Annotated in this window: 11 protein-coding genes and 1 pseudogene; 8 read left to right on the top strand and 4 right to left on the bottom strand. The window is 71.4% G+C overall.

From position 1 onward, the window contains the following. Positions 1-106: 106 nt before the first annotated feature. The 6 genes from ACGFNV_RS38985 to ACGFNV_RS39010 all read left to right on the top strand — a co-directional run bounded on the left by ACGFNV_RS38985 (position 107) and on the right by ACGFNV_RS39010 (position 14,349). Positions 107-706 (top strand): DUF998 domain-containing protein, encoded by a 600-nt coding sequence (locus ACGFNV_RS38985; RefSeq protein WP_393629376.1) that lies wholly within the window; start codon positions 107-109, stop codon positions 704-706. A 155-nt stretch (positions 707-861) separates the two neighbouring features. Beyond that, complete coding sequence (locus ACGFNV_RS38990; protein WP_393629377.1) at positions 862-4,068, top strand: type I polyketide synthase; 3,207 nt, start codon at positions 862-864, stop codon at positions 4,066-4,068. Then, positions 4,065-11,450, top strand: coding sequence for a MupA/Atu3671 family FMN-dependent luciferase-like monooxygenase (locus ACGFNV_RS38995; protein ID WP_393629379.1), 7,386 nt, complete (start codon positions 4,065-4,067; stop codon positions 11,448-11,450). The genes ACGFNV_RS38990 and ACGFNV_RS38995 overlap by 4 nt, the downstream gene beginning before the upstream one ends. A 177-nt stretch (positions 11,451-11,627) precedes the next feature. Continuing rightward, complete coding sequence (locus ACGFNV_RS39000) at positions 11,628-11,924, top strand: SHOCT domain-containing protein (RefSeq protein ID WP_393629380.1); 297 nt, start codon at positions 11,628-11,630, stop codon at positions 11,922-11,924. 31 nt (positions 11,925-11,955) lie between these two features. Beyond that, complete coding sequence (locus ACGFNV_RS39005; protein WP_393629382.1) at positions 11,956-13,320, top strand: chloride channel protein; 1,365 nt, start codon at positions 11,956-11,958, stop codon at positions 13,318-13,320. A 114-nt stretch (positions 13,321-13,434) separates the two neighbouring features. Continuing rightward, positions 13,435-14,349 carry a cyclase family protein gene (locus tag ACGFNV_RS39010; RefSeq protein WP_393629523.1) on the top strand — a complete coding sequence of 305 codons (915 nt, stop codon included), beginning with the start codon at positions 13,435-13,437 and terminating at the stop codon, positions 14,347-14,349. A gap of 65 nt (positions 14,350-14,414) precedes the next feature. Here the strand turns inward: ACGFNV_RS39010 and ACGFNV_RS39015 are convergent, their stop codons facing one another. Further along, a complete protein-coding gene (locus tag ACGFNV_RS39015) occupies positions 14,415-16,262 on the bottom strand; it encodes a glycoside hydrolase family 15 protein (protein ID WP_393629383.1) in 1,848 nt (615 codons plus the stop codon). A 169-nt stretch (positions 16,263-16,431) separates the two neighbouring features. On the opposite strand from ACGFNV_RS39015, the gene ACGFNV_RS39020 reads away from it, so the two are divergent. Continuing rightward, positions 16,432-16,767 carry a hypothetical protein gene (locus tag ACGFNV_RS39020; protein ID WP_393629384.1) on the top strand — a complete coding sequence of 112 codons (336 nt, stop codon included), beginning with the start codon at positions 16,432-16,434 and terminating at the stop codon, positions 16,765-16,767. A 274-nt stretch (positions 16,768-17,041) separates the two neighbouring features. Further along, positions 17,042-17,734 (top strand): annotated as a pseudogene (locus ACGFNV_RS39025) (YhjD/YihY/BrkB family envelope integrity protein); the annotation flags it as partial. A 345-nt stretch (positions 17,735-18,079) separates the two neighbouring features. Here ACGFNV_RS39025 and ACGFNV_RS39030 read toward each other — a convergent pair. The 3 genes from ACGFNV_RS39030 to ACGFNV_RS39040 all read right to left on the bottom strand — a co-directional run bounded on the left by ACGFNV_RS39030 (position 18,080) and on the right by ACGFNV_RS39040 (position 22,717). After that, entirely contained in the window at positions 18,080-19,558 is a 1,479-nt protein-coding gene (locus ACGFNV_RS39030; RefSeq protein WP_393629386.1) for a glutamate--cysteine ligase, read from the bottom strand. Positions 19,559-19,668: 110 nt separating this feature from the next. After that, a complete protein-coding gene (locus ACGFNV_RS39035) occupies positions 19,669-19,923 on the bottom strand; it encodes an EF-hand domain-containing protein (RefSeq protein WP_393629388.1) in 255 nt (84 codons plus the stop codon). A gap of 328 nt (positions 19,924-20,251) precedes the next feature. Next, the gene (locus tag ACGFNV_RS39040) at positions 20,252-22,717 is read right to left on the bottom strand and encodes a CBM35 domain-containing protein (RefSeq protein WP_393629390.1); all 2,466 of its coding nucleotides are present in this window, start codon (positions 22,715-22,717) and stop codon (positions 20,252-20,254) included. Between the last annotated feature and the right edge of the window lie 13 nt (positions 22,718-22,730).

Genomic DNA, 22,730 nt, shown 5'->3' on the forward strand with positions numbered 1-22,730 from the left:
GTCCTTCTACCCGGGGCGTATCCGTTCAGGCCGGGCCGGTCGGCCCTGGCCTGTGCGGCCCGCGTGTGTGCACCAGGTGGAAGTTTGCGTGTTTTACGGTAGACCGATGCGACTTGTGCCGAGGTGGGCCTTGCTCTCGTCGGGGTGTGCGCCTGTCCTGTTGGCCGGAGGCTGGACGATCGCGGGACTGCTCGAGGGATCCGCCTACGACCCCGTCACTCAGACCATCAGCGTGTTGGCGGCCCACGGTGCTCCGGGGTTCTGGGTGATGACGGGAGCGCTGGTCGCCCTCGGCGCCTGTCACCTGCTCACCGCCTGGGGGTTGCGCCCGGCCGCCCTCGCCGGGCGCGTGGCGCTCGGTGCCGGGGGAGTGACGGCGTTGGTGGTGGCACTGCTCCCGGCGCCGGACAGCGGGGGCTCCCTGCGCCACGGTTCGGTCGCCGCGCTCGGGTTCACTCTCTTGGCGGTGTGGCCGGTCCTCGCCGCCAACCGCAGCCGAGCCGCACCGTGGGGGCTGCGCCCCGCACCCGCCCTCATGGCGACCGGGCTGATGGGTCTGGGCGCGGCATGGTTCCTGATCGAAATCCAGGGGAACGGTGCCGCCGGCATCGCGGAACGCCTCGTGACGTCCGTTCAGTCCCTGTGGCCCTTTGTGGTCGTGGCCTCCTGCGTCCGCCACCGGGATCACGACGAATTCCCGACCTGAGTGTCCCCCCCTTAATCGCCAAATGCGGGCCGGATTCCGCCGAGACGTCTGTGCGGTCTTGATCATGTGCAGTCGAGTCTGCTTGGGTGCGACCGAATCGGCTTCGCGCCCTTTCCACATCTGGAACAGACCGACGGTGACGGAGGGCGCAGCCGATGACCAGGAACGATCCGGACCCGCGTATGGCCGTCATCGGGATGGCCTTCCGGCTGCCCGGCGCCGACACCCCCGAGGAGTTCTGGCGCGTCATCCACGACGCCACGGACTGCGTCACCCGTTTCACGGAGGAGGAGCTCGCCGCGGCCGGTGTCCCCGCCGAGCAGTACCGGGCGCCTGACTTCGTCGGTGCCTCCGCGGTCCTGGACGACATCGGCGGCTTCGACGCACAGCACTTCGCGATGAGCGCCCGTGAGGCCCGACTCACCGACCCCCAGCAGCGCATGTTCCTGGAATGCGCCCAGCACGCCCTGGAGAACGCCGGCTACCCGGACGAACGGGACGGCACCCGCGTCGGCGTGTACGCCAGTACGGGCTACCACCTGTACGCCCTCCAGAGCTACCTCCTGAACAACGTCCTGCCCACGCAGCCCGTCGACGACTGGATGACGGGCATGCAGATCACGTTCGGCAACTACAGCGACTTCACGGCCACCCGTGTCGCCTACCGACTCGGCCTCACCGGCCCCGCCGTCAGCGTCCAGACCGGCTGCTCCAGCTCCCTCGCCGCCGTGCAGTTCGCCGCGCAGTCGCTCCTCATGGGCGACTGCGACATCGCCCTCGCCGGCGCCACCGCCGTCCATGTGCCCCAAGTCCTGGGCTACCGCTACGTCAAGGGCTCGATCCTCTCCAGATCCGGCCGCCTGCGTGCCTTCGACGCCGGCGCCGACGGCACCGTGGGAGGCACCGGCGTCCTGGCCGTCGTACTGAAGCGGCTGGCCAGAGCCGTCGCCGACGGCGACACCATCCACGGGGTCGTCCGCGGCTGGGGCATCGGCAACGACGGGTCCGGCAAGAAGGCGTACACCGCACCCAGCGCACAGGGCCAACGCGTTGCCATCCGCCAGGCCCTGGAACGCGCGGGCGTCGGCGCGGACACCATCGGATACCTGGAGACCCACGGCACCGGCACGCTCAAGGGCGACCCCATCGAGTTCGAGGGCGCCACCGCCGCGTACCGCGAGGACACCGACCGCACCGGTTACTGCGCCCTCGGCTCGGCCAAGGCCAACATCGGCCACCTCGACGCGGCCTCCGGACTGGCCGGACTGATCAAGGCCCTGCTGGTCCTGAAGCACGGCGTCATCCCACCGATGGCCAACTTCACCGAGCCCAACCCCGCCCTCGACCTCGACCACAGCCCCTTCTACATCCCCCGCGCCGCCCGACCCTGGCCCGAGGGCGACACGCCCCGCCGGGCGGGCGTCACCTCCCTCGGTGTCGGCGGCACCAACGTCCACCTCGTCCTCGAACAGCCTCCCGAACCCGCGCCCCGCTCCGGCACGGCTCCGCCGCCGGACGTCCTCCTGGTCTCTGGAAGCAGTGAGGACGCCCTCGCGGACAACGCCCGCGCCTTCCGCGACCGATTACGGCAGCGGCCCGGCACCCCCGTGGCGGACCTGGTCACCACCGCCGCCCTCGGCCGCACCCACGGCCGCCACCGGCTCGCCGCCCGCGGCTCCACCCCCACCGCCCTCGCCGACGCCCTCGACACCTGGCTCGCGGGCACCGTCGGGGGAGCGGTGACCACCGGGGCGACACCTCGGGAAGGCGCCCCCCGCGTGGCCTTCCAGTTCACCGGGCAGGGCAGCCCGTACGCCGGAATGGCCGACGCTCTCTACGAGCGGTTCCCCGCCGCACGCGAGGTGCTCGACACCTGCGAACACGACCACCGAGCCCTCACGGGGGGCTCCCTGCTCGCCGGTCTGCTCACGGGACAGCAAGGCGAGCCGCTGTCGAACACGGCCACCGCGCAACCCGCCCTGTTCGCCCTCCAGTGCGCCCTCGTACGGCTGTGGCACGACGCCGGCGTCGACCCGCACGCCGTGACCGGGCACAGCGTCGGAGAGTACGCCGCGCTGTACGCGGCCGGAGCCCTGTCGCTCCAGGACGGCCTGCGCCTGACCGCCCTACGCGGCCGTCTGATGCAGCAGCGTTGTGCGCCCGGCGCGATGGCCGCGGTGGCGCTCGACCGGCAGGCCGCCCTCGCCCTCGCCGCCGAAGTGCCCGGCCTGGAGCCGGCCGTGACGAACGGGGAGCGCGCCCAGGTGCTCGCCGGGCCCGTACGGGCCGTGGACCGGCTGTGCGCCCTGCTCGACGAGCGGGGCATACCGGGCGAACGATTGCCGGTGGCCCGCGCCTTCCACACCGCGATGATGGAACCGATGCTGGAGGAGTTCCGGACGGTTCTCGGCGAGGTGGCCCTACGACCGGTGCGGATCCCGTTCGTCAGCGCGCTGGACGGCGTGACCCGCCCGCCCGGCTGGACACCGGACGCCGACTACCTCGTCCGCCACACCCGCGAACCCGTCCGCTTCGACGAGGCGTTGCGCGGTATCGGCGGACAACAGCCGGACGTCCTGCTGGAGGTAGGGCCGCACACCACGCTCAGCGGTCTGGCCCGGCGGGCGCTGCCCGACGTGCGGTCGCTCCCTTCCCTGCGGCGCGGCACCGGGCTCGGCGCACTGTGGGGCGCCGCGGCGGGGCTGCACTGCGCGGGCGCGGACATCGACTGGCGCGTACTGCTCGAGGGATGCGACGGCAGACGGATTCCGCTGCCCGGATACCGATTCCAGCACCAGAACCACTGGACGGGGCCGGAACTCACGGCCCTGCCCCCGCGCACGGGAACACCAGCGAGAAATGGAGCCGAAGTGGTACAGCAAGAGGCAGCGGTCGCACGGGTCCTCCGAAGCATCGCCGAGTCGACCGCCCGGCACCTCGGCGACGACGCGTCGAGGATCAGCGGCGACATGTCCTTCTTCGACCTCGGTGCCGACTCGCTGCAGATGATCAGTGTGCTGCGTGAGCTGGAGCAGGAGCACCAGGTCAAGGTGACGATGCGCCAGCTCTTCGAGGAGACGGGCACGCCCCGCAGGCTCGCGGAGTTCATCGTCGCCCGCATGCCGGGGGTCGAGGCGTCGGTGGCGGAGCCGGAACCCGTTCGGGAACCTGACCCCGCGCCCGCCGTCACAGCCACCGCGGCCGCTCCCGAGTACGCGACCCGCGAGGAGCTGGAGGACCTCGCCCACAAGCTCCACCAGATATCGCAGATACAGCTCCAGATGATGTCCCAGCTCTCCCAACTCCTCGCCCTCCAGACCGCTTCGGCCGCGCACCAGCTCAACGGCAAGGTGGCCAAGTGACGGGCCTGAACGGCGTCTCGGAGGCCTTGGGCCGCGATCTGGCCGCCATGGAGGCACTCTCACGGCGCATCGCCGAGCAACTCGGCACCGAGGCGCCCGCCGCGGCACAACCCCCCGAGCCCCAGCGCGCCCACGGCCCCCGGGTCACCGTCCCCCGCGGCTCCGGCATGGTGCGGGACGCCTCCCCGCACTCCCAGCAGCAGCACCTGGACGACCTCGTCCGCCGCTACACCGCCAAGACCCCCACCTCGAAGCGCATCGCCCAGCGCTACCGCCGTGTCCTGGCCGACAGCCGTGCCGTCGTCGGCTTCCGCAGCGGCACCAAGGAGATGCTGTACCCCCTGGCGGGCCGCAGGGCGAGCGGGGCCCGGCTGGAGGACGTCGACGGCAACGAGTACGTCGACATCACCATGGGCTTCGGCGTCCTGCTCTTCGGCCACGATCCGGCCTTCGTCGCCGACGCCGTCCGTGAGCACCTGTCCCGTGGCGTCCAGCTCGGCCCGCGCGCCGTCGAGACCGGTGAGGCGGCGGAACTGCTGGCCGAACTGACCGGCCTGGAGCGGGTGGCCTTCGCCAACTCCGGTACGGAGGCGAACTCCGCCGCCATCCGCCTCGCCCGCGCCGCCACGGGCCGCGACAAGATCGTCAGCTTCCTGGGCGCGTACCACGGCCACGCCGACAACGTCCTCGGCCGTACCTCGGGCAGCGGCGCCGACCGGATCACCGTCCCCGTCTCCCGAGGCATCCCCGACGCCGCCGTCTCCGATCTGCTGGTGCTCGACTACGGCACCGAAGCCTCCCTGGAGACGATCGAGAGGCATGCCGACCGCATCGCCGCCGTCGTGGTGGAACCGGTGCAGAGCCGACACCCGTCGCTCCAACCCGTCGAGTTCGTACGCACGTTGCGGGAGCTGACCCGCCGCCACGGCATCGTGCTGCTCTTCGACGAGATGCTGACCGGCTTCCGCCCGGCGCTGCGCGGCGCGCAGGAGCTGTACGGCGTCACACCCGACCTCGCCACCTACGGCAAGCTGCTCGGCGGCGGCTTCCCCATCGGCGCCATCGCGGGCCGCGCCGACATCATGGACGGCGTCGACGGCGGCCACTGGACGTACGGCGACGACAGCTACCCGCCCGCCGACACCACGTTCTTCGGCGGTACGTACATCCAGCACCCCGTGTCGATGGTCGCCGCGCGCGCGGTCCTGGCCCACCTCAAGGAGCACAGCCCGCGCCTGCAACAGCGGCTGAACGCCCGTACCACCGAGCTGGCCACGACGCTCAACGGCTTCTTCGAGGCCGAGGAGTACCCGCTGCGGATGAGCCACTTCGGCTCCCAGTTCCGCTTCGAGCACCACGCCGACATGGAGCTCCTCTACCACCACCTGATGCTGCGCGGCGTGCACGTCTGGGAGTGGCGCAACTTCTTCCTGTCCACCGCCCACACGGACACCGACATCGAGTTCGTCGCGGACGCGGTGCGGGATTCGCTGCGCGAGCTGCGGTCGGCGGGGTTCTTCCCCAGCGGACGAACCGTGGCGCCGAAACCGGCGGCCGGGCGAACCGTGGCGCCCCAACCGGCGACGGGGCGAACGACCGCTCCCCAGGCGCCCGAGCCCGCCCCGGTGGCCTCCATGGCCTGGAACACCGCCGCCGTCGACGCCTCCCGCACCGCAACGGCACCCACGAGCGCGGTCGCGCCCCGCACCACCGACTTCAGCGTCTACTTCTTCGGCGACTACCCGCAGGACACCTCCACCCCGCGGCACGGCCAGTACGAACTCCTCATGGACGTCGCCCGGTTCGCCGACCGGAGCGGGTTCCACGCGCTCTGGATGCCGGAGCGCCACTTCCACTCCTTCGGCGGCCTCTTCCCCAACCCGGCGGTGCTCGCGGCCGCGTTGTCCCGCGAGACCGACCGCATCCGGCTCAACGCCGGCTCCGTCGTGCTGCCGCTCCACGACCCGATCCGGGTCGCCGAGGAGTGGTCGATGGTCGACAACCTGTCCGGCGGCCGCGTCGGCATCGGCGTGGCCAGCGGCTGGAACGCCAACGACTTCGTCTTCTTCCCCGACCGCTTCGGCCGGCACAAGGAGCTGATGTACGAACAGCTGGAGCAGCTGAGGAAGTTCTGGCGCGGGGACGCGCTGCGACGCACCAGCGGGGACGGCGAGGTGGAGGTACGGCTGTTCCCACGCCCCGTGCAGGATGCCCCGCCCCTGTACACCGCGGTGGTCGCCAACCCCGCCTCCTACGAGCTCGCCGCCCGCCACGACCTGGGCATCGTCACCAACCTGATGACGCAGAGCGTGGAACAGCTCCAGGAGAACATCGCCCGCTACCGGCGCGCCCGGGCCCGGCACGGCCTCGACCCGGACGCGGGGCGCGTGGCCGTCCTGCTGCACACCTACCTCGCGGACGACCGCGACACCGCGAGGACCGAGGCGTACGCACCGTTGTCCCGCTACATGCGCGCGTCCCTGTCGCTGTTCAGCGGTGTCACCAGCAGCCTCGGCCACAACGTCGACCTGTCCGCCCTCAGCGAGGACGACCTGGACGCGCTGTTCGGCCGCGCCTACGGCCGCTACTGCGACCAGCGGGCCCTGATCGGCACGGTGGACAGCGTGGGTCCGGTGGTGGACGCGGTGACCGCGGCGGGCGCGGACGAGATCGTCGCCCTGGTGGACTTCGGCGTCGCGCCGGACGAACTGCGCGCGAGCCTCCCGCGCCTCGACGCGCTGCGCCGCCGCTACCGGGAAGGAACCACGGCGGACTCCCTGCCGGTCGCCCCGGCCCCCGCCCCGGCAGCGGCGGAACCCGCCGCCGAGGACGCTCCTCTCTCCCCGGGCCAGCAACGGATCTGGTTCCTGGAGCACCTGCTCCCGGGGCGTACCGCCTACAACGAGATCAAGGCGGTCCGTCTCGACGGCCCCCTCGACGTGCCTGCTCTGCGCACGGCACTGCGCGGCCTCGTCGCCCGCCACGAGGCGCTGCGCACCGTCTTCCGGGAGCGCGGGGGCGAGCCGCGACAGGTGGTGCGGGCGTCCGCCGAGCCCGACTTCGACATCGTGGACGGAACAGGAACAGGAACAGGCACCGGCAACCCACGGACCGCGCTCCGGGACGTCCTCGCGGCGGAGAGCACGCGCCGCTTCGACCTGGCGGACGGCCCGCTGTTCGTCACCCGACTGGTCAGGCTCGGCGACCAGGAGCACGTACTCGTCCTCTCGCTGCACCACATCGTGGTCGACGCCGCCTCCGCCACCGTACTGACCCGCGACCTGTCCGCCCTCTACCGAGCCGAACGCGACGGCACCGCCCCCGCCCTGCCCGCGCTCACCTGGAGCTACGCCGACCACGCCAGGGAACGCGCGGCCGCCGCGGACGGCCCCGGGGCCGACGAGGACCTGGCCCACTGGCTGCGAACGCTCGGCGGGGAACTGCCCGTACTGGACCTGCCCACCGACCGGCCGCGCCCCGCGACGATGACCTCCCACGGCCGGGCGCTCTTCAGGACCCTCGACCCGGAACTCTCCCGGCGGCTGCGCGCACTCGGCCGCACCCGCCGGAGCACCCTGTTCATGACCCTGCTCGCCGGCTACGCGACGATGCTGCACCGGGTCACGGGCCAGACGGACATCGTCATCGGCACCCCGATCTCGGACCGGCCGGAACGGGCCGAGCACCTGGTCGGGTTCTTCGTGAACACCCTGGCTCTGCGCTTCGACCTGTCCGGCGACCCCACCTTCAGCACACTGCTGGACCGGGTGCGCACGGTCGCCCTCGACGCGTACGACCACGCCGGTGTGCCGTTCGAGACGGTGGTGCGCGCACTCGCCCCGCCCAGGGCGACCGACCGCACACCGGTGTTCCAGGTGCTCGCGGAATTTCAGCGCGCCGAGCCGTTCCGGTTCGAACTGCCCGGTGTCGAGGCCACACCGCTGGACGCAGGACCGGACAAGGCGCTGACCGACCTCACCGTCTACTTCACCGACCAACCGCAGGGCGTGCGCTGCCACCTGGAGTACAACACCGACCTCTTCGACCAGGACACCGTCGAGGGGTTCTTCGCCACCTTCCGGGACCTGCTCGCGGCGGCCGTCCACGCACCGGAGACACCGCTGTCCCGGCTCGCTCCGGCGGCCGCCGACGGAGAACCCGTCCCACGGTCGTGGCAGCGCGGACCGTCCCGCCCCCTCACGGACACCACCGTCCACGAACTGGTCGCCCGTCAGACCGCCGTCCGGCCGGACCGCACGGCCGTGATCAGCGGTGACACCCGGCTGACCTACCGTGACCTGGACGAACGCGCCGAGCGACTGGCCGCCGCCCTCCGGGAGGAGCAGGCGACGGGACGGACACGGGGCGACAGCGAGGTCGTGGCGCTCTGGCTGCCACGCTCCGCCGACCTCGTCGTGGCCATGCTCGCGGTCCTCAGAGCGGGGTACGCCTACGTGCCGCTCGACCCGTCCCTCGGTCAGGCACGCGCCGAGCAGGTGATCACGGAATGCGGCGCCCGGATCGTGGTGTCGACACGGGCGGGAGCGGCCGCCCTGAAGCTGCCCGGGGGAGTGACCGCCGTGTCACCCGACGCCGTACCCCGGAGCCCCGGGAACACCCTGCCCGCTGCCGGCGACGGCGCCTCCCCGTGCTGCGTCGTCTACACCTCCGGCAGCACCGGCACCCCGAAGGGTGTCGTCCTCCCGCACCGCGCCGTCGTGGACCTGTGCCAGTGGCACCACGAACGCTTCGCCTGCACCGCCGCCGACCGCAGCGCCGTGGTGTGCAGCCAGAGCTTCGACGCCTCGATCCTGGAGATCTGGCCGGCCCTGACCGCGGGCGCGTCGATCACGATCGCCGACGAGGACCTGCGCAGGGACCCGCCGGCCCTGGCCCGGTGGTACGCCGAACAGGCCGTCACCTTCTCCATCCTGCCCACGGCCCTGGGCGAGCAGGTCCTGCGGCTGCCGCCGGCCGACCAGCCGCCGCTGCGTCACCTGCTGCTCGGCGGGGACGTGCTGCGCACCCGGCCCCGGCCCGAGGCCCCCTACGAGACGGTGAACGTGTACGGGCCGACCGAGGTCACCGTGCTGTGCACCGTGGAGACAGTGACCCCCGAGGGCACCGGCCAGGACCCGGCCCGTCCGATCGCACTGGGGCGCCCGGTGGACAACGTACGGCTGAGCGTGGTCGACGAGTCGGGGAACCCCGTGCCCGTGGGCACGGTGGGCGAGCTGTACGTGGGCGGCCCGGGGGTGGCCCACGGTTATCTGCATCGCCAGGAGCTCACCGAGGAGCGCTTCCTGCCGGACCCGGAAGGCACGGCAGGCGGTCCGGACGCCCGTATGTACCGTACGGGGGACCGCGTGCGGTGGACCGTGGACGGGAAGCTGGAGTTCCACGGCCGGGCCGACGACCAGGTGAAGATCCGCGGGTTCCGGGTCGAGCCCGAGGAGGTGTCCCGCGCGCTCAACGACCTGGACGGCGTGGCCGAGGCGGCCGTTCTGGCCCGCCGCAACGACCGTGGCGAGGCGTATCTGGCCGCCTACGCCGCCCCCGCCGACCCGGTCGGTGGATCCGCCGACGACCGGCAGGCGTTCGTCGACCTCATGGCGGAGGGACTGGCGGCCCGGCTGCCGGAGTACCTCGTGCCGCGCGCCTGGCGGGTCCTGCCCGGACTGCCCGTGACGGGCAACGGCAAACTGGACCGCTCGGCGCTGCCGTCGCCCGACCTCGTCACGGCGGCACCGGGACGGGAGCCGGAGGGAGCCCTTCGGGAGCCGCGAGCAACCGGTGCCGGTACGGATGTCGAGCGGCGGGTCCGGGAGCTGTGGGCGGCCGAGTTCGGCATCGATGCCGACGGCATCGGGGCCGACTCCTCGTTCTTCGACCTGGGCGGTCACTCGATCACCGCGATGCGGCTGGTGAACCGGGTCCGCGAGGAGTTCGGCAGCGAGTACCCGATGGCGCGGTTCTACCGGGAACCGACGCTGCGGGCCATGACGGCCCATCTGGCCGACGCCGGGGACGAGTCGGGGAAGCCGCAGCCGACCGGCCCCGACGGTGGGCCCGGCACCGTGGAGCGCCGGGCACCCGCCACCGCGCAGCAGGCCCGCTTCGCCACGGTCCACGCCGACCACCACCTCCCGCAGGTCTTCAACGTGGCCATGCGGATCACCTTCTCCGGCACGCTGGACGTGCCGGCGCTGCGCACCGCCCTGAACCGGCTCGTCGAGCGGCACGAGGGCCTGCGCACGCGCCTGGCCCACAACGGGGAGGAGTGGGAGCAGGAGGTGCTGCGGGCCCGCCCGGTGGAGCTGCCCGTCGAGGACCTCACCGTAGGGCCGCCACATGAGCGGGGGATCGCCCTGGGCCGGGCCGCCGCCGAGGCCGCCGAGACACCGATCGACCCGACCCGGGGGACCCCCATGGCCCTGCGCCTCCTGCGCACGGGCGACAGCACCTGGGTCCTGCTCCTCGTCCTGCATCACTCCGCCTGTGACGGATGGTCGGTCAGCCTGTTGCTGGAGGAACTCGCCGCGCTCTACGGCTCCGCGGTCACGGGTGAACCCGCCGCTCTGTCGATCGCGCCGTACCAGCCCGTGGCGTACGCGCGGTGGCAGCGTGAGGCGGCCGACGCGGCCGCCGACGAGCGGAAGCTGGAGTTCTGGCTGCGCGAACTCGACGGTGTGCCCTTCACCGTCGACCTGCCGCTGGACCGGCCCCGGCCGAAGCGCGCGAGCGGTCGCGGTGGCGTCGTGACGTTCACCGTGCCGGCGCGGACACGCGCCGCCGTGGAGCGGCTGGCGAGGCAGCGGGGCACGACGCCCTTCGTCGTCACGGCGGCGGGGTTGGCGCGGATGCTCGCGCGGCGGGCGGGCCAGCCGGACGTGGTGTTCAACATCTCCCACGCCAACCGTGAACGCAGGGAGTTCGAATCGCTCCTGGCCTGCACGATCACGGGGTTCGCGCTGCCCGTACGCGACGGGGCGACGGGTTCGTTCGCGGCCCTGACGGACCAGGTCGCCCGTACGGCGGTCGAGTGCATGGACCGGGCCCTGCCGGTGCGCCGGATCGCCCCGGCGATGCGGGAGCGGACCGGTGTCGACCTGCCGGACCGCCTCGACGTCGGCTTCGCCTACCAGAGTTCCCTGGAGACCGATGTCGAACTGCCCGGCCTGACCACGGCCGTCGAGGACCTCGCCCCCGCCGCCGCCCGGACGGAGCTCACCTTCGGGCTCGTCCCGGCCGGCGACGAACTCAAGGGCTTCGTGGAGTACTCGGCCGACCTGTGGGACCGCACGACGATCGAGGACTGGGCCCGCCACTACGTCAGCCTGCTGAGCGAGGGGGTCGGCGAGGCCCTCGGCCACGACACGTGAGGGCGACGGTGGGCCGTGGCACTGCCACGGCCCGCTTTGATGCGCCCGGTGCCTTTGATGCGCCCGGTGTCTCCGCCGGACGTGCGGAGCGTTCGGTCGGGTGTTGCAATGGCTGAAGGGACTGTCCGTCCCGTCCGGCTGCGCCCAGGGCGCCCGCCTCATGGGAGATGAGCGAACATGCCAGGACTCCTTCGCGGTGTCGCCCGCACGGCAGTGGTCGCGGGCACGGCCACCGCGGTCTCGAACCGCGTGTCACGACGCCAGGCGGGCCGATGGGCCCAGCAGGACTACGAACGGCAGGGCTACGAGCAGCAGGCGGTGCAGCAACAGGAGGCCGCTCCCGCCGCAGCGCAGCCGGTCGCCGACGACATGACCGACAAGATCGATCAGTTGAAGCAGCTGGCCGACCTCAAGGCGCAGGGCGTGCTCACCGACGAGGAGTTCGAGGCCCAGAAGCGTCGCGTGCTCGGCTGACGTGGGAAGGCCGAGGCGGGAACACCGGGCCGTGACGGAACAGGGGCACGCCCCGGCGCACGGTGCCGGCGCACAGCCGGAAGAGGCGGACCGGCTGCGCGAGCTGGTGCGCGATCGGGCCTACCAGAAGGCGCTCCTGTTCTCCGCGCTCATCGGTGTCCCCGTAGCGCTCGCCGCGTTCTGGTTCCTCGCCGGGCTGCACGAGCTGGAGCACCTGCTGTGGACCGATTGGCCCGAGGCGCTGGGCTGGGACACCCCTCCCTGGTGGTGGCCGCTGCCGCTCCTGACCGTCGCCGGCCTCTCCGTCGGCCTGGTCGTCCGGTATCTGCCGGGCGCGGGCGGCCACGTTCCCGCGCTGGGACTGCACGCCCCGGGGCAGGCTCCGTCCGCGCTGCCGGGCGTGATCCTCGCGGCTGTGGCCAGCCTGACGCTGGGCGCCACGCTCGGCCCAGAAGCGCCGTTGATCGCGCTGGGAGGCGGCCTGGCGGCGCTCTTCGCCCGCCTGGCCCGGGCCCCGGTGACGCCGCAGAGCACGGCACTGCTCGGCGCGGCCGGTGCCGCGGCGGCTCTCTCCGCGATCTTCGGCAACCCGCTGGTCGGCGGCATCATCCTCATGGAGGTGGCCGGCGTCGGCGGACCGCAACTCTTCGCGGTCATGCTGCCCGCGCTCCTGTCCAGTGGCGTCGGATCCCTGGTCTTCACCGGGTTCGACCGCTGGACCGGGCTCTCCACGGGCAGTCTCACGCTGACCTGGGGTGTTTCGGCTCCCCGGCTCGACGGAGGGGACGTGATCTGGTCGGTGCTGATGGCTGTCGCCCTCGCCGTGGCCGTCCACGCGTTCCTGTCCACGGGCCGCCTGGCCGCCGGCTTCGTCTCGAAGCGGCCCGTCCTCCACACGGCTCTCTGCGCGCTGGCCGCCGGGGCGTGCGCCGCCGTCTACACGGCGGCCGTCGACCGTTCCCCGGCGGACGTGGCGTCGTCCGGTCAGGCCACGCTGGCCCAGCTGGCCGCGGACCCCCACGCCTGGAGCGTCGGCGCCCTCGTCGCCGTGCTGGTGTGCAAGGGAGCGGCGTACGCGCTGTGTCTCGGCTCCCTGCGAGGTGGTCCCACCTTTCCCGCGCTGTTCCTGGGCGCCGCGGCGGGGGCCCTGCTCGCCCCGCTGCCCGGGCTGGGGGTCGTCCCCGGCATGGCGGCCGGCATGGCCGCCGCGTCGGCGGCCGCGCTACGGCTGCCGGTCAGCAGCGTGGTGCTGATCGTCCTGGTGCTGGGCAGCTCCGCGATGATCCCGGTGGTGATCATCGCGGCCGTGGCGGCCTTCGTGACGGTCGAGCTGCTGCCCACCGGCCACCCGGCGCCGGCACCGTCGCCGGAGAGCCGAGCGCCCGCACCGCAGTGAGGGCCCGCCATGCGAGGGGGCGGGGCGAGGACGACACTGGAACGAGAGTCCGGCCTCGGTCGAGGAGCCCACGTGACGAATGATGCCAAGCGGTCCCCGACAGCACAGGCGCCCATGTCCGAGGCGGCCTTCCGCTCCCTGTACCGCCGGCTCCGTGACCGGACGGCGGACGGCGGACACCCCGAACGCGGAACGCTGAGCCGGATCACGCCCGAGCGGGTCGTGGCCGCCGCCTCCCAGGTGCGACACGGACGCACCGTGTCGTTGGCCGCCCCCATCGAGACCCGACCCGGCCCCGACGACCCACAGCCCGCGTCCCACCGGATGATCGCGCCGACGCACGGGCAACTGGACGCGCACGGAGAGCAGTTCGCCCGTGACTGGTTCGCCATGAACGTGCACGGGGACACCGACAGCCATCTCGACGCCCTCTGCCACGTGGTGTTCGACGGGGAACTGTACGGCGGCGCCCCCGCGAGCACGGTGACCCCACGGGGCGCCGGCACGCTCACCCTGGACCTCGTCCGCGACGGCATCGTCGGCCGAGGCGTCCTCCTCGACATCCCCCGCCTGCGGGGTGTGCCCTGGCTCGAACCCGGGGACCACGTCACCGCCGACGACCTGGAAGCCGCGGAGACCGCCCAGGACGTCACCGTCGGACCGGGCGACCTGCTGTTCGTACGCGTCGGACACCGCCGACGGCGGCAGCGCCTCGGCGCCTGGGACGCGGCGCGGTCCCGCGCGGGCCTGCACCCGGCCGCGATGCGCTTCGTGGCCGAGCGGGGCGTGGCCGTCCTCGGATCGGACGGCAACAACGACACGGCACCCAGCGCCGTGACCGAGGTCCCGTTCCCCGTGCACGTGCTGGCCGTGAACGCCCTCGGACTGCACCTCATGGACTACCTGGACTTCGAGGACCTGGTGCCGGAGTGCGAACGGCGGGCCCGCTGGGAATTCCTGTGCGTGGTCGCACCCCTGCGGCTGCCCGCGGCCACCGGCTCCCCGGTCAACCCCATAGCCGTCCTCTGACCGACTTGGCACGGGACCCCGTGCCGGAGACGGGGAAGAAGCCGTCAGTCGACCGGCTGAGCGTGCTACCGACTCACCTTTTGGTCGAGCGCCGCGTTCAGGGTGATGGCCGCGTCGACCAGGGCGAGGTGGGTGAACGCCTGGGGGAAGTTGCCCAGTTGACGGCCAGTGAGGTCGATCTCCTCCGAGTACAGGCCCAGATGGTTGGCGTACCCCATCATCTTCTCGAACACCAGCCTGGCCCGGTCGGGGCGGCCCGCGCGTGCCAGGGCGTCGACGTACATGAACGTGCACAGCGAGAACGTTCCCTCCGAGCCGCGCAGTCCGTCGGGCGAGGCCTCGGGGTTGTACCGGTAGACCAGGCTGTCACTGACCAGTTCCTGTTCCATGGCGTCGAGGGTCGACGACCACATCGGGTCCTGCGGGGTGATGAACCCGACGGTCGCCGTGCGCAGCAGCGACGAGTCGAGTACGTCACTGCCGTAGTGCTGGACGAAGGCCTGACGTCCCTCGCTCCAGCCCTTGGCCATGACCTGGTCGTAGATGTCGTCCCGCGCGGCGTGCCAGCGCGCGGTCGCGGCCGGCCGCCCGTTCGCCTCGGAGAGTCGCAGGGCACGGTCGAACGCCACCCAGGACATCACACGGCCGTAGGTGAAGTGCTTGCGTCCGCCGCGGGTCTCCCACAGGCCCTCTCCCGCCTGGTCCCAGTGGTCGACCAGCCAGTCGAGGTTCGTCAGGAGCGACGACCACCCCCGGTGCCCCACCTGGATCCCGTGCCGGTGCGCGAAGTAGATGCTGTCCAGCGCCTCGCCGTAGATGTCCAACTGGAGCTGGGTGGCGGCGCCGTTGCCGATCCGCACCGGGGCGGAACGCGCATAGCCCTCCCAGTGGTCGAGGATCTGCTCGTCCAGGTCGGAGGAGCCGTCGACCTTGTACATGATGTTGAGCGGGCCCGAGTCGCCCTCGCTGCCCGCCCGCTCCCTGACCCGGTCGCTCAGCCACTCGATGAACGCCCGGGCCTCCTCGGTGAAGCCCAGCCCCAGCAGGGCGTACACCGAGAAGGACGCGTCGCGGATCCAGGTGAACCGGTAGTCCCAGTTGCGTTCGCCGCCCAGTTGCTCGGGGAGCGCCGCCGTCGGAGCGGCCACCAGGGCGCCGCTGGGCGCGTACGTCATGAGCTTCAGCGTGATCGCCGAGCGTTCCACGGCCTCCCGCCAGCGTCCCGCGTACTGCGACTGGCCCAGCCAGGAGCGCCAGAACGTGACGTTGCGGTCGAACAGTTCCTCGTATTCGGCAAGCCGGATCTGCCGGGGCGGCCCGTCGGCGTCCGATTCGAGGGCCAGGCCGCGTTGCTGGCCCGCCTGGAGGGTCAGCGTGAGGTGCAGGTCGTTCTGCCGGTCCGTGACGATGTCCAGCAGCCGCTCGTCGTCCGGCTCGCGTATGGGGTGCACGGTGAGGGTCGTGCCGTCGTCCGCCTCGAACACCACGCCCTGTTCGGCGAGGTGCAACCGGTGGGAGCGGCGCCCGTAGTCGAAGCGCGGGGCTATCACGACCTCGAAGGTCATGGTTCCGCGCACACAGCGGACCATGCGGACCAACTGGTGCCTGGGCGTGACCGTCCTGCCCGTCACGGGCATGAAGTCGAGGACCTCCCCGGCGCCGGCCTCGGTCATGAACCGGGTGACCAGGATCGCCGTGTCCGGAAGGTACAACTGCTTGGTCGCGTACGTCGCGCCCCTCGGCCGCACCGTGCAGTGGCCGCCTTTGTCCTTGTCCAGCAGGGCGCCGAACACGCTGGGTGAGTCGAAGCGCGGGAAGCAGAGCCAGTCGACGGTTCCGTCGGTGGTCACCAGAGCCGCGGTCTGCAGATCGCCGAGAAGGCCGTGGTTCTCGATGAGTGGGTAGTCATCCATGGATGCTCCCCGTTTCGATGGCTATTCACCTGAACGCACCCATCAATCCTAAGTCGCCCTGCCGCGGTCGGCGCGACGGACGCCTCACCGGGCGAGCCGGCCGGTTCTGACGGATATTGGTGCTCGGACGACGTACCGGCCGGCGCCCGGCTGTGGCACAGGAGGCTCGATGTCCGTTTCCCGGTCGACGATGGCCCTCAGCGGCATCCTCCTGTTCGGTGCCGCACTGACGGGCTGCGCGGAGAAGCAGGCCCTGGGCACGATCGAGGCGCGCCACGAGGGCAAGCGCGTCGAGAAGATCTCGAACCCCGGGGTCGACGGGTGTCACCGCTTCATCGAGGGGGTGACCCACGTCGACAACCACACCCAGAACGACATCGTGCTCTACCCGACAGCCGACTGCACCGAACCGCCGGGCGGGGCGAGTATCTATCTGAGCACCCAGACGTCGGACGGCGTGGCCCCCACTGAGGGGCTGTGGCGCAGTTTCACCATCGTGCACTGAGGTACCCGAGGCGATCGCCATCAGTCCCCACGGCTGGAGGAGCACAGCGGGTACCGCCGCCGCACCGACGACGGAGCCGCGAAGGAGCAGCTCGATGGAGCCCGAGCCCGAGCCCGGCGAGGCGAGGCACGAGGGCGGCTCGCGTCGCCGGATCCCCGCCCTGCTGCGCGCGTCCTGGTGGCGTGACCGGGCCCATGGGCTGACCGTCTCGGCGCAGGCGTACCACGCGCGCGTGGAGCACCGGCTGCCGGTGATCACACGAGTCGTCGACCGCATGGTGTCGGTGAACATCTTCGACTCCGCCACCCGCCTCGCGGCCCAGTGCTTCCTGACCGCGGTGCCGTTGATCTTCGTGGTCGGCGCGTACGCCCCGACGGGCGTGCAGAAGCAGCTCATCGCGTCGGTGAACGCCGTCTTCGGCCTGAGCGGGAAGGCGAAGGACCAGTTGGAGCAGGCGTTCCAGCCGCCGACCGACGATCTGCAACAGGCCACCGGTCTGGTCGGCGGGCTCATGGTGCTGCTGTCGGCCACCGCCGTGAGCCGTGCGATGCAGCGGCTGTGCAGACGGGCCTGGACGACACCCCGGGCCGGGACGAGCCTCGCTCCCTGGCGGTGGTTGGTGTGGATCGTCGTCTGGCTGGTGGTGCTGGTCTTCCAGGAGCCGTTGCGCCACGGGTTCGGCCTGGGCGCATGGCTGGGTGTGCCGGTCACCCTGATCACACAGACGGCCCTGTGGTGGTGGACCCAGCACCTCCTGCTCAACGGGATCGTCCGCTGGGGCCCCCTCCTGCCGGGTGCCGTCATCACGGCGATCGCGGTCACCGCCCTGTCGGTGACCGCGCACTTCTACATGCCACGGGCCATCGAGCGGGCCCTGTCCGACTACGGTTCCGCGGGTTCGATCTTCGTGCTGCTCTCCTGGCTGATCGTGGTCTGTGTGGCCGTCGCCCTCAGCATCAGCGTCGGCGCCGTCGTCTCCCAGGAGCCGTTCCTGGCACGTCGCCTCGGTCCGCCGACCTCAGCGCCTGCGGCCGCGGGCCGACCAGCCGCTGCCGACACCCGCGAGGTGGAGGGCCAGCGCCAGCAGGCCGAGCAGCATGATGTTGGTCGAGGTGAAGGTGTCGTTGGTGGAGATGTCGGCCGCGTTGATCAGAAAGGAGATGAAGAAGAGGACTGCCGAAACGATGGCAAGCACGGTGCCCGTCCCTTCGACTGAATGGTTCGACTGAGTCGGTTTTTGACGCCGTGTCATACGACGCCTTGCCATGCGAGTGCCCCCGACGGCGCGCGGAACACCCCCGGACGGCCTTGCTCAGTCGACCGGCCACGTATGGACGGGCGCGTTGAGGTGCATGTAGTCGATGTACAGCTGCGTGGTGCGCCGCAGGGCCTCGTGGCGGCCGCCACCGTGGGAGGCGGCCAGGCGGTGGAACATCTCCTTCTGCCACACCGCGCCGTTGCGGCCGGTGACACACCGCTGCTCGATGACGCCGAGGAGCGGCTCCCGCCAGGCCGCGTCCATGCCGGAGAGCTCCAGTCCCCGGTGCGCCAGCGGCAGCAGACGCCGTAGGACGAGTTCGGGCACCGGCACCTCGCCCATCCCGGGCCAGTACAGCGGTGCCTCGATGCCGTGCCGTGCCGCCGTGTGCAGGTTCTCCTCGGCTGCGGAGAAGGACATCCGGGACCACACCGGTCGGTCCTCCTCGACCAGGGCGCGGGTGAGGCCGTAGTAGAAGGCACCGTTGGCGAGGGTGTCGGCGACGGTCGGGCCGGCGGGCAGCACCCGGTTCTCCACGCGCACGTGCGGTTTGTCGTGCGCGATGGCGTAGACCGGGCGGTTCCAGCGGTAGATCGTGCCGTTGTGCAGGGTCAGCTCGGCCAGTTCGGGGATGTCACCCCGGTCCAGCGTCTCCACGGGGTCCTGCTCGTCGCACAGGGGCAGGAGCGCCGGGAAGTAGCGCAGGTTCTCCTCGAACAGGTCGAAGACGCTGTTGATCCACCGCTCTCCGAACCACACCCGCGGCCGTACGCCCTGCACCTTGATCTCCTCCGGGCGGGTGTCGGTCGCCTGCTCGAAGAGGGGGATACGGGTCTCGTGCCACAGTTCCTTGCCGAACAGGAAGGGCGCGTTGGCCGCCAGGGCGACCTGGACTCCGGCGATGGCCTGGGCCGCGTTCCAGTAGGCGGGGAACTCCTCGGGGGAGACCTGGAGGTGGAACTGGGTGCTGGTGCAGGCGGCCTCCGGGGTGATCGTGTCGGCGTAGGTCCGCAGCCGGTCGACGCCGTCCACCTCGATCCGCAGGTCTTCGCCGCGCGCGGCGAAGACCTGGTCGTTGAGGAGCCGGTAGCGCGGGTTCTCCGACAGCGCCGCCTCACCGATGTCCTCCTGCCGCAGGGTGGGCAGGATGCCGATCATGAGCAGACGCGCGCCGACCGACCTGGCGCGTCGATCGGCGTGGTTCAGTGCCGCGCGGATCTCGGACTCCCACGCGTCGGGGCCGCCCTCCGTGAGACGGCGGGGCGGAACGTTGATCTCGAGGTTGAACCGGCCCAGCTCGGTGGACCAGGCGGGGTCGGCGATCGCCTCGAGCACGTCGATGTTGCGCATCGTCGGCTCGGCCGCGTCGTCGACCAGGTTCAGTTCGATCTCCAGACCGACCTGGGGCCGCTCGGACTCGAACCGTGCCTCGCGCAGCATCTGCGCGAAGGCGTCCAGGCACTCCTGCATCTTGATCCGGTACCGGCGGCGGTCCTCACGGGTGAAGACCAGCGCCGGGACGTCCCGTCCCATCGGTCCTCCCGCGGGCCTCCTCGGACGACACCTCTTCTCTCAAGCGTCGCACCGCCGGGCCACCCCCACCAGGCGGACGGCGATCGCCCGCCCGGCGGGCCGGTCCGGTGTCAGTGCCAGCCGAAACGGCGGTCCACGACGGCCGCGAACTCCTCCAGGGTCAGTACGGCGTCCCCGTTCTGGTCGGCGGCGTCGAACAGCGCGGAGGAGTCGTCGACGTCGCCGAGACCCCAGAACGGCAGCACTCCCGACGCGGCCAGAGACGGTCCCTTGGAGCGCAACGCGATGATCACCTCGTCGCGGGTCAGGATCCCGTTCTGGTCGAGGTCGAGCGCCTCGAACAGCTTCCGGGCCTTGTCGCTCATCTCTCGTCCTCGTTCCTGTCCCCGGCGGGGCGGGTCCACCCACCCCGCTCCCAGACGTAAACGCCTCGGCACCGGTCCGCGTTCCCCGTTCCTTCCTCCCGGAGGGGCCCGGCACCGCCGGGGTGCCGGGCCGGTTGATCGATTAGGTCCTGTCGTTTGGATCATCCCGGCGTCGCGGGGTCTGGCACGCACATCTGCCGGGTTGTCGTCGGTTGCCAACGCTCCGCGTTGACGCCCTCCTCCGCCTTGCAACTGCACGCACCAGACCCCGCTCGGGTCGGCTGCAAGGCACCGAGCCTTACAGCCGGCCTGATCCAAACGACAGGCCCTAGCCGACGACGCGGCCGAGCTCGATGCGGTCGATGTTCGGGGCCCACGCGGCCGCGTTGCCGAACGTCACCTTGTTGGAGCCCTTCCTCAGGTCGACGGGGACGCCGACGGTCCAGTAGTCCTCCAGGCTCCAGGTGTTCTTGAAGGTGACCCGGCGCGGGGCGGCGGACCCGACCGTGATGTCCGCCGTACGGGACATGATGTCGGTGTTGTAGGCGTGGCCGTTGTCGCGGCGGTCGTTGTGGGCGTAGCTGACGACCAGCACGTAGCGGCCGGACCTGGGCGCGTCGACCGTGAACTCGGCGGTGCTTGCGGCACTGTTGCCGAGCTCTCCGATGTACGACCCGGCGGAGGCGTGGGCCGAGTCGACGAGCTTGGCGCCGCCCCGGAGGGTGGCGGAGCCGGCCTCGTAGGACAGCGTGCCGGTGGAGGAGCCGTCGCCCGTGACGTCGAGGGAGCGCACGGCGGCGTGCTTGGCCGTCACCGCGACACGGTTGTTGCCCGCCACCAGGTACAGCCGCAGCGACCGGCCCGGAGCCGCCGCTACCGTCTCCCCGTGCAACGCCAGCTGGAGCGCCGCAGACGCCCGCGGCACCACCGTGTAGTAGCCGTCGCGCGGGGCGTAGACGTCGAAGACCGCCCTGTCACCCGAGCGCAGGACGAGGGCACCCGTGCCCACCCCGGCCGACGAGGAGTAGTCGTACGACGGCTTCCCGCTGACGTCCGCCAGCGTGGCCTCGTACGACGCGGAGGGCTGGGAGGCGCGCGCGGTCAGGTCGACGCGGTCGAGGGTGACCTCCTTGTCGCCCTTGGCCAGCGTCAGCACATGGGTGCCCGCCGACAGCCGGACCGTGACGTCCTTCTTGGCGCGGTAGGTCCAGTTCTCGGTGGAGGGGTAGGAGACCGTGACCGGGTCCTCGCCGTCGATCGACAGCTTCTGGGTGGCCGGTCCTCCCGACTGGTTGCCGTAGAGGATCGCCAGGTCGTACGTCCCGTCCTTCGGGACCGTCACCGAGAAGTCGACCTTGCTGGTGGCTGTGTTGAGGGAGCCGACGTCCTTCGTGCCGGAGGCGGCGTAGCCGTTGGCGTTGCTCACCGTGCCCTGGGTGTAGACCTTGCCGTCGGTGATGGCCGCGTCCTCGGCCTCGTACGACGCCGACCAGGGGACGGAGGCGGCGGACGGAGTGCCGGAGCCGCCGGGGGTGAGGACGATCCGGTACGCGGACATCTTGTGCAGGCCGCGCAGCGGGACCTTCACCGTGCCGTCGTCGGCGACCTTCAGCTTCGTACGGGTCAGGACGCGGGGCGTCGCGTGCTGCCCCTCGTAGCCGGACCAGGCGGCCTCGGCGACGGTCGCGGTGACCGTGCGGCCGAAGACGGCGCGGGAGACGTTCTCCACCACGACGTCCGCGTCACCGGCCGAGCCGCCGAGGAGCACCTGGGCCTGGCGGCGCGAGGTGTCGAGGGAGGCGAGACCCTGGAGGGTGTCTATCGTGTTGGCCTGCGGCGGGGTCACCTTGACGGTGTCGCCGGTCAGGCCCGCGTACCAACGGAAGAACCACCAGCCGCCGTTGGGGATGTTCGAGCGCACCACATTGCCGTCCATGTTCCCGGCGGCGTCCCAGTAGGCCTGGTTGGCGTACACCTTGTTCCGCTCGAACATCGAGACCCACTGCACGAGTTGCCCCGGCACGGACAGGTCACGGCGGTTGGCGTACTCATCGATGTTGATCTTCAGCGGCGCGATGCCCGCCTCGCGCTCCAGCGCGCGGTACTGGTCGTAGTGCCCCTGGAAGTCGCGCAGCGAGCCGGAGCTCAGCTCGTGCCAGGTGAACACCTGGGGCAGGACGTTCTCCCGCTTGGCGAAGGTGAGGAAGTCCTTCACGAAGCGCGGGTAGAAGCCGGTTTCATTGGGACCGGCGATCGTCGCGTCCGGGTCGATGGCGCGGATCCGGTGGTACACCGTCTTCCAGTGCTCGAAGAACCGGTCCCGCTCGACCTCGTACTGGGCCTGGTCCGAGCCGTTGAGGCTGTACCAGATGAAGTCCGGTTCGTTGAAGGGGATGTAGACGAAGCGGTCGCTGTTCGGGTCCGCCGACACCTCCTTGGTGATCTTGTCCACCTTGGTGAGGTAGTCGTCGATGCCGAGGTTCTCGTACGGCCACTTGGCGTAGATGTCCTGCATCATCACGTTGATCTCGCCGCCGCCGTTGCGGAAGAACGACTTGGAGACGGTGAGCGCGTCGCCGTTGGGATGCTGGGCGCCGCCCTCCGGCTTCTGCGAGATGCTGGTGATCTTGAGGGGCTCCAGCATGGCGTCGCTGGGGACTCCGTCGTCGCCGAGCCCGTACAGCGCGCCGTTGGCGCCGAGCATCACCGGGCCCTCGGAGGCGGCGAGATCGACGGAGAGGCGCTGTGGGTCGGCTGCTGCCGCCGGCGCTGCGGTGGGGAGGGTGCCTGCCATGGCGGCGACTCCA

The sequence above is a fragment of the Streptomyces sp. NPDC048751 genome (assembly GCF_043198595.1).
GTDB lineage: Bacteria > Actinomycetota > Actinomycetes > Streptomycetales > Streptomycetaceae > Streptomyces.

Coding starts and splice junctions, on each gene's coding strand:
- ACGFNV_RS39040 (WP_393629390.1), bottom strand. CDS start 22,717: ATGGCAGGCACCCTCCCCACCGCAGCGCCGGCGGCAGCAGCCGACCCA.
- ACGFNV_RS39000 (WP_393629380.1), top strand. CDS start 11,628: ATGCCAGGACTCCTTCGCGGTGTCGCCCGCACGGCAGTGGTCGCGGGC.
- ACGFNV_RS39030 (WP_393629386.1), bottom strand. CDS start 19,558: ATGGGACGGGACGTCCCGGCGCTGGTCTTCACCCGTGAGGACCGCCGC.
- ACGFNV_RS39020 (WP_393629384.1), top strand. CDS start 16,432: ATGTCCGTTTCCCGGTCGACGATGGCCCTCAGCGGCATCCTCCTGTTC.
- ACGFNV_RS39035 (WP_393629388.1), bottom strand. CDS start 19,923: ATGAGCGACAAGGCCCGGAAGCTGTTCGAGGCGCTCGACCTCGACCAG.
- ACGFNV_RS38990 (WP_393629377.1), top strand. CDS start 862: ATGACCAGGAACGATCCGGACCCGCGTATGGCCGTCATCGGGATGGCC.
- ACGFNV_RS38985 (WP_393629376.1), top strand. CDS start 107: ATGCGACTTGTGCCGAGGTGGGCCTTGCTCTCGTCGGGGTGTGCGCCT.
- ACGFNV_RS39015 (WP_393629383.1), bottom strand. CDS start 16,262: ATGGATGACTACCCACTCATCGAGAACCACGGCCTTCTCGGCGATCTG.
- ACGFNV_RS39010 (WP_393629523.1), top strand. CDS start 13,435: ATGTCCGAGGCGGCCTTCCGCTCCCTGTACCGCCGGCTCCGTGACCGG.